9 protein-coding genes, 2 tRNA genes and 1 pseudogene are annotated in these 12,653 nt (G+C 70.4%); 3 read left to right on the top strand and 9 right to left on the bottom strand.

Annotated features, from left to right (window positions below; all coding sequences use genetic code 11):
* Nucleotides 1–113: 113 nt before the first annotated feature.
* From ABB07_RS25470 to ABB07_RS25455, 4 genes are all read right to left on the bottom strand, one after another.
* Nucleotides 114–779 (bottom strand): ATP-dependent Clp protease proteolytic subunit, encoded by a 666-nt coding sequence (locus tag ABB07_RS25470; protein WP_059249543.1) that lies wholly within the window; start codon nt 777–779, stop codon nt 114–116.
* Between the two features lie 67 nt (nt 780–846).
* The gene (locus ABB07_RS25465; protein ID WP_208903621.1) at nt 847–1,452 is read right to left on the bottom strand and encodes an ATP-dependent Clp protease proteolytic subunit; all 606 of its coding nucleotides are present in this window, start codon (nt 1,450–1,452) and stop codon (nt 847–849) included.
* Between the two features lie 318 nt (nt 1,453–1,770).
* Complete coding sequence (gene tig / locus ABB07_RS25460) at nt 1,771–3,141, bottom strand: trigger factor (RefSeq protein WP_208900878.1); 1,371 nt, start codon at nt 3,139–3,141, stop codon at nt 1,771–1,773.
* 190 nt (nt 3,142–3,331) lie between these two features.
* Nucleotides 3,332–3,408: transfer RNA gene (locus tag ABB07_RS25455), tRNA-Pro, on the bottom strand.
* A 150-nt stretch (nt 3,409–3,558) separates the two neighbouring features.
* Between ABB07_RS25455 and ABB07_RS25450 the strand changes: the two genes are divergently transcribed.
* Nucleotides 3,559–3,629, top strand: a tRNA-Gly gene (locus ABB07_RS25450).
* Between the two features lie 94 nt (nt 3,630–3,723).
* Here the strand turns inward: ABB07_RS25450 and ABB07_RS25445 are convergent.
* Nucleotides 3,724–5,865: a protein kinase domain-containing protein gene (locus ABB07_RS25445; RefSeq protein WP_208900877.1), complete on the bottom strand. Its 2,142-nt coding sequence runs from the start codon at nt 5,863–5,865 to the stop codon at nt 3,724–3,726.
* Between the two features lie 110 nt (nt 5,866–5,975).
* Nucleotides 5,976–6,170, bottom strand: coding sequence for a hypothetical protein (locus ABB07_RS25440; RefSeq protein ID WP_055703542.1), 195 nt, complete (start codon nt 6,168–6,170; stop codon nt 5,976–5,978).
* 439 nt (nt 6,171–6,609) lie between these two features.
* On the opposite strand from ABB07_RS25440, the gene ABB07_RS25435 reads away from it, so the two are divergent.
* Entirely contained in the window at nt 6,610–7,842 is a 1,233-nt protein-coding gene (locus ABB07_RS25435; RefSeq protein WP_208900876.1) for an acyltransferase family protein, read from the top strand.
* Nucleotides 7,843–7,875: 33 nt separating this feature from the next.
* On the opposite strand, the gene ABB07_RS25430 is transcribed toward ABB07_RS25435, so the two are convergent.
* Together ABB07_RS25430 and ABB07_RS25425 are read right to left on the bottom strand one after the other, a co-directional pair.
* Nucleotides 7,876–8,331 carry an HD domain-containing protein gene (locus ABB07_RS25430; RefSeq protein ID WP_208900875.1) on the bottom strand — a complete coding sequence of 152 codons (456 nt, stop codon included), beginning with the start codon at nt 8,329–8,331 and terminating at the stop codon, nt 7,876–7,878.
* 71 nt (nt 8,332–8,402) lie between these two features.
* Nucleotides 8,403–9,572: a PP2C family protein-serine/threonine phosphatase gene (locus tag ABB07_RS25425; RefSeq protein WP_208900874.1), complete on the bottom strand. Its 1,170-nt coding sequence runs from the start codon at nt 9,570–9,572 to the stop codon at nt 8,403–8,405.
* Between the two features lie 188 nt (nt 9,573–9,760).
* Here ABB07_RS25425 and ABB07_RS25420 point away from each other — a divergent pair, with 188 nt between their 5' ends.
* A complete protein-coding gene (locus ABB07_RS25420) occupies nt 9,761–11,002 on the top strand; it encodes a GNAT family N-acetyltransferase (RefSeq protein ID WP_208900873.1) in 1,242 nt (413 codons plus the stop codon).
* A gap of 99 nt (nt 11,003–11,101) precedes the next feature.
* Here the strand turns inward: ABB07_RS25420 and ABB07_RS25415 are convergent.
* Nucleotides 11,102–12,525, bottom strand: a pseudogene (locus ABB07_RS25415) (amino acid permease).
* Nucleotides 12,526–12,653 lie beyond the last annotated feature (128 nt).

Genomic DNA, 12,653 nt, shown 5'->3' with positions numbered 1-12,653 from the left:
GGTGCTGCCTTATGTCGACGGTACCTTGCCGGGCCCCGTGTTCGGGCCCCCCTTGGCAGGGTTCACTTTGACGCGGACCCTGCCAAGAGGGGCCCAGAGTATGCCGTTCCGCCTCAGCGGACCGCGGCGTTGTTCAGCTTGCGGGTGGAGATGATCTGGTCGACGAGGCCGTACTCCAGCGCCTCCTCGGCCGTGAGGATCTTGTCGCGCTCGATGTCCTCGCGGACCTGCTCGATCGGCCGGTTCGAGTGCTTCGCCAGCATGTTCTCCAGCTGCTCACGCATCCGGGTGAACTCGTTGGCGATGATCTCCAGGTCGGAGAGCTGGCCGCGGCCGGTGGAGCCCGCCGGCTGGTGGATCAGCACGCGGGAGTTCGGCAGCGCCATGCGCTTGCCGGGCGTGCCGGCGGCGAGCAGGATGGCCGCGGCGGAGGCCGCCTGGCCCATGCAGACCGTCTGGATGTCGGGCTTCACGAACTGCATCGTGTCGTAGATCGCCGTGAGGGCGGTCATGTCACCGCCGGGGCTGTTGATGTAGATCGAGATGTCCCGGTCCGGGTCCATCGACTCCAGGCACAGCAGCTGCGCCATGACGTCGTTGGCGGAGGCGTCGTCGATCTGGACGCCCAGGAAGATCACGCGCTCCTCGAAGAGCTTCGCGTACGGGTCGTACTCGCGGATGCCCTGGGAGGTGCGCTCGACGAAGCGCGGGATGACGTAGCGGCTGTCGGGCCGGGGGCCCTCGTACATGCCGCTGGCGGCGCCGGGGAAGTTGCTCATGGGGTTCACCGTCCTGGTGGCGTTCGGGGGGCTGGTGTCTCGGCGGTGCGTGGCGTGGCCGTGCCGGTCAGGCACCGGTGCCGCCGCCTCCCGGAACACCCGAGGCGTGCGTGATGATCTCGTCAATGAGACCGTACTCCTTGGCCTCTTCCGGCGTGAACCAGCGGTCGCGGTCGCCGTCCCGGATGATCGTCTCGACCGTCTGGCCGGAGTGCCGCGCGGTCAGCTCCGACATGCGCTTCTTGGTGCGCATCAGGTATTCGGCCTGGATCTTGATGTCCGAGACCGTACCGCCGAGGCCCGCGGAGCCCTGGTGCATCATGATGTCCGCGTGCGGCAGGGCGAAGCGCTTGCCGGCGGTGCCGCCGGTGAGGAGGAACTGGCCCATGGAGGCCGCCATGCCCATGGCGATCGTGACCACGTCGTTCGGGATGTACTGCATGGTGTCGTAGATCGCCATGCCGGCCGTCACCGAGCCGCCGGGGCTGTTGATGTAGAGGTAGACGTCCTTCTCCGGGTCGGCGGCGAGGAGCAGCAGCTGCGCGGTGATCTTGTTGGCGATGTCGTCGTCAACCTGCTGACCGAGGAAGATGATCCGCTCGTTGAGCAGCCGGTTGTAGACCTGGTCGCCGAGGCCACCACCGATGGAAGGCTCGCCGGCGGCGGAGGGCATCAGATTCGTCACGTATCCACCTGCTCGTCTTACGACGGCGCCGGGCCGTCTCATTGTTCTGCCTTTCATGGACCCTAACGCGGCGGTCCCTTCGGGGAATCCCGGAGAGGTGAGTGTTCGCCGGGGGCGTAGCGCTCACGCGAGGGGCCGGTGCGGTTCATGGGGGGTGGTGCCGGTGGTCGTCGGACTGCGGGTGCGCGGGGGTGTTCGCGCAGTTCCCCGCGCCCCTGAGTCGGCTGCCCGTCGCGGAGACGAAACAGGCCCCCGGGAGACACTCCCAGGGGCCTGCTACGCGCTTCAGGGGCGCCTTCGGGCCGCTCAGCCCTCGGCGTTCTCCTCGGAGGTCTCCGACGCCTCGGCGGCCTCGGTCTCCTCCTCCTCGTCGTCCAGGTCGACGATCTCGCCGTTGGTGTCCTTCACCGTGGCGGCCTCGACCACGACGGCCAGGGCCTTGCCGCGGGCGACCTCGCCGACCAGGAGCGGCACCTGACCGCCCTCGACGACGGCCTGGGCGAACTGGTCGGGGGACATGCCGGAGGAGGCCGCTCGCCGCATGAGGTGCTCGGTGAGCTCCTCCTGGTTGACGTTGAGGTTCTCCTTCTTGACCAGCTCGTCCAGGACGAACTGGGTCTTGATGCCCTTGACCGCGGCCTCGCGGGTCTCGGTGTCGAACTCCTCGGCGGTCTTGCCCTGGATCTCCAGGTACTTGTCGAGGGTCAGGCCCATCTGGCCGAGCTGGTGGTGCTCCAGGTTGTGCTTGCGGGTGTTGATCTCGTCCTCGAGCAGCTTCTCGGGGACCGGGACCTCGACCAGCTCGAGGAGCTTCTCCAGGACGCGCTCCTGGGCCTGGGTGGCCTGGTCGAACTGCTTCATGTTGGCCAGGCGCTTGCGGCTGTCGGCCTTCAGCTCGTCCAGGGTGTCGAACTCGGAGGCGAGCTGCGCGAAGTCGTCGTCCAGCTCGGGCAGTTCACGGGCGGCGACCTGGGTGACCTTGACGGTGACCTCGGCCTCCTTGCCCGCGGCGGAGCCGCCCTTCAGCTCGGAGGTGAAGGTGGCCTCCTCACCGGCGGACAGGCCCTTGACGGCGTCGTCGATGCCGTCCAGCAGCTCGCCGGAGCCGATGGTGTAGGAGACGCCGTTGGCGATGCCGTCCTCCAGCACCTCGCCGTCGACCTTGGCCTGCAGGTCGATGGTGACGACGTCGCCGTCCTCGGCGGCGCGCTCGACGGGAGAGGTCGACGCGAAGCGCTCACGCAGCTGCTCCACGGACTTCTCGACGTCCTCGTCCGTCACCTCGACGGCGTCGACCTCGACCTCGATGCCGGAGTAGTCCGGGATCTCCAGGGCCGGGCGGACGTCGACCTCGGCGGTGAAGTTCAGCGTCTCGCCGTCCTTCAGCTCGGTGATGTCGACCTCGGGCTGGCCCAGCGGGCTGAGCTCGGCCTCGTTGACCGCCTCGGTGTAGAACTTCGGAAGCGCGTCGTTGACGGCCTCCTCGAGCACGGCGCCACGACCGAACCGCTGGTCGATGACACGGGCGGGGATCTTGCCCTTGCGGAAGCCCTTCACCGTGACCTGCTGGTTGATCTTCTTGTACGCCGCGTCGAGGCTGTCCTTGAGCTCCTCGAAGGGCACCTCGACAGTGAGCCGAACCCGGGTCGGGTTCAGGGTCTCCACGGCGCTCTTCACGGTTCGGTCTCCTTGTGGCTGACTTCTTGGGTTTCGCCGGAGCCAGACAGGTCCGGCGGATTCGCCGCCCGGAGGAGTACGTAGGCCGTGAGGGCCGGGTCACACGGGCGCGCAGCTTGCATAGTAACCGCAGCGGGTCAGCGCCCCAAAAGGCGATCATCGCGACACCGTGAGCAGATGCGTGAGCAGGTGGTCGGGGTGGCGGGATTTGAACCCACGGCCTTCCGCTCCCAAAGCGGACGCGCTACCAAGCTGCGCCACACCCCGTCTGGTGCGACACGTAGGGTACATGCCCCGGGCGGATCCGTCGGCCGCATTCCCCGAGGCGGGCCGCACGGCCGAACTCGTTGGCCTCGGCGGCGGGCGACCCGCTACGATGCCTCCAGTGCCGCGGTCACCGACCTGCGGCGCAGTGCTGCGGGCGTAGCTCAATGGTAGAGCCCTAGTCTTCCAAACTAGCTACGCGGGTTCGATTCCCGTCGCCCGCTCCGATCGGTCGTCATGGCCGGCACGGAGGCCCGGTTCCGCTTCGGCGGGGCCGGGCCTCCGGCGTTTTCGGCGGGGCCGGGCCTCCGGCGTCGGTCACAGGTGCCGCAGGTCCACGGAGTAGACCGCCCGGATGCCGTAGGGCACGTAGAGGGCGGCGCCGCGGGTGACGGGGGTGGAGCCGGAGTACACGAAGACGGGGTCCGTGCGGTCGTCGCGGCCGGGGAGGCTGTGGACCTCCTTGCCGGTGCGGCGGTCCAGGGCCGCCAGCCGGCCGCCGGGCGAGGCGATCAGGACGTAGTCGCCCCAGACCGCGGGCGGGCCGGGGCGTTCGACGGAGGAGCGGGTGTCCCAGCGGGTGCGGCCGGTGACCGGGTCCACGGCGCGGACCTCGCCGCTGTTGACGGTGAGGTACAGGGTGCCGTCGAGCACGGTGGGGGTGGCGTCGGCGGACACGGTCCGGCTGAGCGGGACGACGTGCGGGGCGTGGTCGGCGACGCCGACCAGGAGGATGCGGCCGTAGCGCTCGGTGACGGGGCTGTACGGGGCGTCGGGGGCCAGGCTGGTCGGCACCAGGACCAGGCGGCCTCCGGCCTCGCCGGCCAGGGCGAGGATTCCCTGCGCGGTGACGGTCCAGAGGGTCTCGCCATGGGCCGGGCCGACGGAGGCGATCGTGGTGCGGTTCCGCTTGAAGTCGAGGCAGAGCACGTATCCGTGCCCCTGCGCGGCGGTGACCTCGCACGTCTCCCGGCGGGCCGCGGTGTGCAGGGCGGGCAGGGTGCGCTTCCAGCGTGGCGTGCCGGTGGCCGGGTCGAGCAGGGAGTACGTCCTGCCGTCCGCGCGGACGACGATCGGGCCGTCGGCCGTGACGGCGGCCGTGCCGTCCGTGACCGCGGGTGCCAGGTCCCCGGTGGCCGCGCTCCAGCGGACCTTCCCGGTGCGGGCGTCGAGGGCCTGGAGGGCGTAGGTATCCGTCTGCGCCGACCGGGGCTGGGTCTCGGCCACCGTGTAGAGGTCGTGGCCGTGCGTGCCCAGCAGCCCGGTGTCCGAGCCGCTGCTGTTCGGGTCGGGGTGGTCGGCCGTCGGGCGGCTCCATTCGACCTTGCCCGTGGTGAGCGAGAAGCGGACGGCCTTCAGGCCGTCACCGGCGCAGAGCAGCCCGCCGTCGAGTGCCGCGCAGGACGCGAACGCCGAGCCGGCGCTGGTCTGCTTGTCGGTCTCGTGGGCCTGCCAGGCGTGCCAGCCCGCCGGCAGTGCGGCGGACGGACCGGTGCGGGTGTCCCCGGTCAGCCGGGAGGCCGTCACGGTGCCGGCCAGGGCGAGTACGAGGGCGCCGGCGAGCGCGGCCGACCACCGTGCCCAGTGCCGCCCGCGGGGCCGGGCCGGCACGGTGTCCTGGGGCGCGGTGCCGGGTTCCCGGGCGGGCAGGCGCCCCTCGCGCAGCAGGTGCAGCAGTTCGCCGGGGGTCGGGCGGGCCTTGGGGTGTTTCTCCAGGCAGAGGCGGACGAAGGGGAGCAGGTCGGCGGGGACGCCGTCGAGGTCGGGGGTGGCCTCGACGACCCGCGTCGCGGTCTCCCAGGGGCTCACGCTGTCGAACGGGCCGCGCCGGGTGGCGGCGTACACGAGGACCGCGCCGAGGGAGAAGACGTCGGTGGCCGGGCCGACCTCGTGCGGGGAGGTGAACTGCTCGGGGGACATGAAGGGCGGCGTGCCCATCACCCTGCCGGTCTGGGTGAGGGCGTCGGCGGCGGTGGACTCGGCGGCGCGGGAGACGCCGAAGTCGATGACGCGCGGGCCGTCCTCGGCGAGCATGACGTTGGCCGGTTTCAGGTCCCGGTGGACCACCCCGGCGCGGTGAATGTCGCGCAGGGCCTCGGCCAGGCCGGCGGCGAGTTCGCGCAGCCGCTCGGGGGACAGCGGACCGTGCCGGCGGACGTGGGTGCCGAGGTCCGCGCCGGGGATGTAGAGCGTGGCCATCCAGGGGCGCGGGGCGTCGGCGTCCGCGTCCACCACGGGGGCCGTGAAGGCGCCGCTGACCTGGCGTGCGGCGGCCACCTCGCGGCTGAACCGGAGGCGGAACTCGTCGTCGTCGGCGTACTGGCCGTGGACGACCTTGACCGCGAGCCGGCGACCGGAGGCGGACCGGGCGAGGTACACCACGCCCATGCCGCCGCTGCCGAGGCGGTCCTCGATGCGGTAGCCGCCGATCTCCGCCGGGTCCGTGTCGCGCAGCGCCATCCCGGTACGTCCCCCCGTGGTGTGAAGTTGTTCAGCGCCCGAAGTCGTCCGGCCCGTTCCGGTCCGCCGGCCCCGCTCCGGTCAGGACTCCGCTCCGGTCAGGACTCCGGTCAGAACTTGATCGAGCTGATCGAGTCCGCTATCGAGTTCAGGAAGCGGTCGATGGACGGGGCCATGCCGGTGGAGGCGAGGAAGAAACCGAAGAGGACCGCGACGATCGCGGGGCCCGCCTTGATGTTCCCCCCTCTCAGGAGCACTACAAGGATGATCGCCAACAGCAGCACCACAGACAGTGAAATGGCCACAACTGATCACACCCTCGGTCGGTCCGCTCTCCCGGCCCGGGGGTACGGCCCGCACCCCCGCCAGAACCATCGTGCCACCAACCCGGCCCGCCCATGCGGCCCGTGACACAACGTCGGGCATCCGACCGACGCGGGCGACCGGCCGCACAGTAATTCGACCGGGCCCCGCGCACATGACTCCCCGGGAAATTACGCGACTTCGTTTCCTCCTCCACACATCCTCTGCGCAGGTAATTCGAATTGATGACACAGAGGCGCCGTATGCCCCATTTAGTCGGGATGAATCGGGACATCGAGGGTGGATTGACGGCACCTGTGTGCGCATCATCACGTGGACAGAGATGCCAAGTTCATGAAATCGGCGGGTATCCGAAGGCGTTAACCAGGAATACCTGCGGGGGTTTTACGAAATCCCACGGACGACGCTAGGGTGCCTGAGATGTTTGACGCCGCCTCCTCCCCCGGCCAGAACCGCAGACCGCTCCCCCCGGCACAGTCGCCGGCGAACGGAGTGCCCGGTCCGCGCACCCCGCCGAGCCCGCAGGAGCGGCAGGCGAAGGCGGACAGCCCCGGCAAACGGGATGAAGGCGAACGCCCGGACGGCAAACGGGTCGACGGCAAGCAGCGCGACGCGTTCTTCGACAACGCCAAGTACCTGGCGATCGTGCTCGTCGCGATGGGTCACTCGTGGGAGCCGCTGAAGGGCGACAGCCGGATCCTGGAGGGCCTGTACACGGTCGTGTACTGCTTCCACATGCCGGCGTTCATCATCATCTCCGGCTTCTTCTCGCGCGGTTTCGACATGCGCCCGGACCGGCTGAAGCGGCTGATCACCGGTGTCGTGGTGCCGTACGTCGTCTTCGAGACGGCGTACCCGACGTTCCGGAACCTGGTCACGGGCTCGCACGAGGAGATCAGCCTCCTCGATCCCTGGTACCTGACCTGGTTCCTGGTCGCACTGTTCATCTGGCGGCTGACGACGCCGATCTGGAAGCTGGTGCGCTCGCCGTTCGCGGTCGCCCTCGGCATCGCCATGCTGGCCTCCGTCACCCCGAACATCGGCGACGACCTCGATCTGCAGCGGGTCCTGCAGTTCCTGCCGTACTTCGTGCTCGGCCTGTGCCTGAAGCCCGAGCACTTCCAGCTGGTGCGCCGGCGCTCGGTGCGGATCGCCGCGGTGCCGGTGTTCGCCGCCGCGCTGGCGGTCGGCTGGTGGGCGGTGCCGCGCATGAACGCCTCGTGGTTCTACCACCGCGACTCCGCACAGGAGCTGGGCGCGCCCTGGTGGTGCGGCCCGCTGATGACGCTCGCGATGATGGGCTGCTCGCTGCTGCTGACGGCCTGCTTCTTCGCCTGGGTGCCCGGCCGGAAGACCTGGTTCACGGCCCTGGGCGCGGGCACCCTGTACGGCTATCTGCTGCACGGCTTCCTCGTGAAGTTCGCCGACTACCGCGGCTGGTTCGACCACCCCTGGCTGCACCGCCCGCTCGGCGAGATCCTGGTGACCCTCGCCTTCGGCACCGCCGTCACCCTGCTGTGCACCAAGCCCGTGCGGCGCGTCTTCCGGTTCGCGATGGAGCCGCGGATGGAGTGGGCGTTCAAGCAGGACGCGGCGGAACTCGCCCGCGCACGCGAGCGAACGGAAGGCGAGCGCGAGAAGGCCGGCGCATAGGACCCCGACTCCCGCAGGCGAGAAGGCTGGCGCCTAGGACCCCGACTCCCCCAGACCGAGAAGCGCGCGCATCCGGGTGTACTTCTCGGTCAGGCGTTCCCGGGTCGGCCCGTCCAGGACCGCCAGCCGCTCCGGGTCGGCGTTGTGCGCCAGGTCGGCCTCCTTGACCAGGCGTGCGCCGTCGGTCGCGAGGATCCGCCCCGCGTACGCCTCCGGCTCCTCCCCCGGCCGCTTGGTGAGGGCGTCCACGATGGCCTTGGTGCGGGCGCTCAGGGCCGCCTGCTCGAGCCACTGACGGCTGAGCGCGTCGTCCTCCACGGCATCGTGCAGCCAGGCCGCCGCGATCTGTTCGGCGTCCCCGCCCCGGGCGCGCACACCGGCGGCGACGGCGGCGAGATGCTCGGCGTACGGCCGTCCCGCCTTGTCGGTCTGGCCCTCGTGGGCGGCGCGGGCGACGGCCTCGACCTCGGCGGGCGTGAGCTGTGTCATCGCCCCAGTGTCGCAAAGCGGGACGCCCGGCGGGTCGGTCGGCGGTCGGTCGGCGGTCGCTCAGTGGCGGTTCAGCGGACCGCTGCCGTCGCCTGACGGCAGATCAGGAGCAGCGCCCGGTCGTCATTGACGTCCTTCGCGACCGCCTCGATGAGATGCCAGGCGGCGCCGTGGAAGCCGCCGGCGACATAGCGGTCGGCCTCACCGGTGAGCCTGTCGATGCCCTCGACGATGTCGCGGTCGGAGGTTTCCACCAGACCGTCTGTGAACAGCATCAACACGTCACCGGGGCGCAGCGAGCCCTTCACGGAGTCGAACTGGGCGCCGTCGTACACACCGAGGAGCGGACCCTCGGCGGCCTTCTCCTCCCAGCGCCCGCTGCCCGCGCTCAGCTGCAGCCCCGGCGGATGCCCGGCGGAGTACAGCTCGTAGTCGCCGGAGTCGAGGTCCAGGACGAGATGGATGGAGGTGGCGAAGCCCTCGTCCCAGTCCTGGCGCAGCAGGTAGCCGTTCGCGGCCGGGAGGAAGGAGTGCGGGGGAAGGGAGCCCAGCAGGCCCCCGAACGCCCCCGACAGCAGCAGGGCGCGCGATCCCGCGTCCATGCCCTTGCCGGACACGTCCGTGAGCACGACCTCCAGCGTGCGGCCGCCGTTGGTGCGGGCCGCGACGACGAAGTCGCCGGAGAAGGACTGGCCGCCGGCCGGGCGCAGCGCCATCTCGTGGTGCCAGCCCTGCGGCAGCTTCGGCAGCTTGCTCTGCACCCGGATCCGCTCGCGCAGGTCGAACAGCATGGTGCCGCCGCGCCGCCAGGGCACGCCGACCCGGCTGCGGAACTGGGCCGTGAGCAGGCCGAAGAACCCGCAGGCGGCCACCACCAGCACGATGCCCGGAGTGACCCGCGAGGGCCCTTCCGTGTACGGCCCGAGCCGCACCGACTCCACGATCAGCGCGGTGGCCCCCGCCGCGTACAGGCCGAGCAGGCTGGCCGGGCGCAGCAGCAGCCCGCCGGCGATGATCGGCAGCACTAGCGTGGCCGGGGAGCACCACACCGAGTCGACCAGGGTCATGGCCATGAGGAGGGGGATGGTGAGCAGCAGCCCGGCGAACGCGATCCAGTCGGAGCCGTCGCCGCGGAAGTAGTCCACGGCGCTTCTGCGCAGGCCGGTGCGGGCCCGGTGCCACTGCATCCTCCACCGGGCCGTGAACGTCTCGGCCTTCGCGCGCCGCTCTCCTGCTGCCATTAGTTCGGGACCCTATCCATCGGACCGGCTGCTTGGCACGGGAGGTCCCACTTGTCCCCCGTGCGGGGTTCGACTTCGCGGTTCGACTTCGCGGTTCGTCCTCACAGTGAACGGCACGCGAGGCCGTCGCGCCGCCGTCCGGGAGAAATTCACTGGCTCGTCCTGCAATGCCCTGATAGGCATGGCTCATGGGGACTGACCCGGGAACCGAGCTGAAGGTGCTGCGCGAGTCCGACTGGGACCGGTGGTACGACGTCCTGTACCGCGCCTTCGGCGCCTCGGCGGCGCCGCCCGAGGAACGTGAACTGGACAGGTCCCTCACCGAGTTCGACCGTTCCCTGGCCGCCTGGGACGGGGCCGAGATCGTCGGTGCGGCCGGGGCGTTCAGCTTCCGGATGACCGTGCCCGGCGGGGCCCCGGTCCCGGCGGCCGGCGTGACCATGGTGGGCGTGGCGGCCACCCACCGGCGGCGCGGGGTGCTGACCTCGATGATGCGCCGGCAGCTGGACGACGTACGGGAGCTGGGCGAGCCGCTCGCGGTGCTGACCGCGTCCGAGCCCGCGATCTACGGCCGCTTCGGCTACGGCGCGGCCACCTTCCGTACGTCCGCCGAGATCGACACGGGCCGGGTGACCCTGTCCCTGCCGCCCGGCGTCGACGACGTACGGCTGCGCTACGCGGCGCCCGCCGACGTCCTCGACGCCTGCGAGGCGGTCTACGCGGCGCTGGTACCGCTGCGGCCCGGGATGCTCGCCCGGCGGCCCGGCTGGGAACGGGCCGGTCTGCTCGACCCGGAGAGCGAGCGGGGCGGGGCGTCGGCGCTGCAGTGCGTGGTGGCCGAGCGGGATGGCGAGGTGACGGGATACGCCCGGTTCAGCACCAAGATCGGCTGGGGCGAGAGCGGTCACGACGGCACGGTGAACCTGAAGGACCTGGCCGCGCTGGATCCGGTGACCGAGGCGGCGCTGTGGCGGTTCCTGTTCGGCATCGACCTGATGACGACGCTGTCGGTGGGGTCACGGCCGGTCGACGACGCCTGGCGGTACCTGGTCTCGGACACCCGCCGCTGCCGGCCGCGCCTGCGGGACGACGCGTACGTCCGTCTCGTCGACGTCGGTGCGGCGCTCGCGGCGCGCACGTACCAGGCGCCGGTCGACGTCGTGCTGGAGGTGGCGGACGGCTTCTGCCCGTGGAACGCGGGGCGTTGGCGGCTGACCGGCGACACGAAGGGCGCGTCCTGCGAGCGTACGTCCGACGCCGCCGAACTCTCCCTCTCCGTGCGCGAGCTGGGCGCGTCCTATCTCGGCGGCGTGACGCTGCTGTCGCTCGCGGCGGCCGGGCGGGTACGGGAGCTGCGGCCGGGGGCGCTGACGGAGGCGTCGGTGGCGTTCGGCTCACCGGTGGCCCCGTGGCTGCCACACGGTTTCTAGGCCGCCGGATTCCGGTGCGCCGACGGCGTACAGCGACGACGTACAGCACGGTGAAGGGGATCCTCCACCGTGCTGTGGTCGCGTGCCGAGGGCGGTGGATCAGCCGACGGACACCTTGTCGGCCGGGGTCTCGACGGCGGGGGCCTCGCGGTTCTGCTCGAGCCTCTGCTTCACCACGGCGATGACCACCACGACCGCCGCGACCGCCACCGACAGCAGCACGGTCGTACGGCCGCTGCTCTCGCCCTTGGTGTCGGTCAGCATGTAGCCGAGGACGCCGATGATGAACAGGGCCGTCGCCCAGGTCAGGTACGGGTACAGCCACATGCGCACGACGAGCTTCTCCGGCGCCTCCCGCTGGATGATCCGCCGCATCCGCAGCTGCGAGAAGCAGATGACCAGCCACACGAACAGGGCGACCGCGCCACTGGAGTTGACCAGGAAGAGGAAGACGGTCTTCGGGTAGGCGTAGTTGAAGAACACCGCCACGAAACCGAACACGACCGACGCCAGGATGGCCGCCATCGGCACGCCGCGGGAGGTGGTGCGGGCGAACGCCTTCGGGGCGTCACCGCGCTGGCCGAGCGAGAAGGCCATCCGGGAGGCCGTGTAGAGGCCGGAGTTGAGACAGGACAGCACCGAGGTCAGCACGATGACCTTCATGATCTCGCCGGCGTGGGCGATGCCGAGGGAGTTCAGCGCGGCGACGTAGGAGCCGTCGTTCTTGATGGCCGGGTCGTTCCACGGCAGCAGCGAGACGACGACCAGGATCGAGCCCAGGTAGAAGACGCCGATACGCCAGATGATGCTGTTGGTGGACTTGGTGACCGCGCGCTGCGGGTCCTCCGACTCACCGGCCGCGAGGGTCGCGATCTCGCTGCCCATGAAGGAGAAGACGACCAGCAGCACACCGGTGAGGATGGCGCCGGGGCCGTGCGGCAGGAAGCCGCCGTGGCCGGTCAGGTTGCCGAGGACGCCTTGTCGGCGTGCACGCCCGGCAGGACGCCGAACACGGCCAGCAGACCGATGGCGATGAACGCGCCGATCGCCACGACCTTGATGCCGGCGAACCAGAACTCGAACTCGCCGTAGGAGCCGACGGAGACCAGGTTGGTCGCGGTCAGCACGGTCATCACGATGAGGGCCCAGGCCCACTGCGGCACGCCCGGGACCCAGCCGTGCAGGATCCCGGCGCCGGCGGTGGCCTCGACGGCCAGTACGACGACCCAGAAGAACCAGTAGAGCCAGCCGATGGAGAACCCGGCCCAGCGGCCGAGGGCACGGTCGGCGTGCGCGGAGAAGGAGCCGGAGGTGGGGTTGGCGGCGGACATCTCGCCGAGCATCCGCATCACGAGGACGACGAGGGTGCCGACGATGGCATAGGAGAGGAGGATGCCCGGTCCCGCGGTGGCGATACCGGAGCTGGAACCGACGAAGAGGCCGGCTCCGATGACGCCACCGATCGCGATCATCGTCAGGTGGCGGTTCTTGAGTCCTGCTTGGAGGCCCGAGCCAGGGGTCATGGACGGATTTCCTTTACGCCAGGCGGAGCATTCGTACGAGCGGTGTACGAGCCGGTCCAGTGAATCCGAGGTGAACGGATTCGGGAACCTCTGAATCCGTATCGTTACTTGAGGTTCCCTTGAGGTTC

It is taken from the genome of Streptomyces incarnatus (genome assembly GCF_001027185.1).
GTDB lineage: Bacteria > Actinomycetota > Actinomycetes > Streptomycetales > Streptomycetaceae > Streptomyces > Streptomyces puniciscabiei.
The sequence above is the reverse complement of the archived record's forward strand: the minus strand, read 5'-3'. Positions and strand labels throughout refer to the sequence as shown.

Coding starts and splice junctions, on each gene's coding strand:
- ABB07_RS25420 (WP_208900873.1), top strand. CDS start 9,761: ATGGGGACTGACCCGGGAACCGAGCTGAAGGTGCTGCGCGAGTCCGAC.
- ABB07_RS25425 (WP_208900874.1), bottom strand. CDS start 9,572: ATGGCAGCAGGAGAGCGGCGCGCGAAGGCCGAGACGTTCACGGCCCGG.
- ABB07_RS25435 (WP_208900876.1), top strand. CDS start 6,610: ATGTTTGACGCCGCCTCCTCCCCCGGCCAGAACCGCAGACCGCTCCCC.
- ABB07_RS25470 (WP_059249543.1), bottom strand. CDS start 779: ATGAGCAACTTCCCCGGCGCCGCCAGCGGCATGTACGAGGGCCCCCGG.
- ABB07_RS25445 (WP_208900877.1), bottom strand. CDS start 5,865: ATGGCGCTGCGCGACACGGACCCGGCGGAGATCGGCGGCTACCGCATC.
- ABB07_RS25430 (WP_208900875.1), bottom strand. CDS start 8,331: ATGACACAGCTCACGCCCGCCGAGGTCGAGGCCGTCGCCCGCGCCGCC.
- ABB07_RS25465 (WP_208903621.1), bottom strand. CDS start 1,452: ATGCCCTCCGCCGCCGGCGAGCCTTCCATCGGTGGTGGCCTCGGCGAC.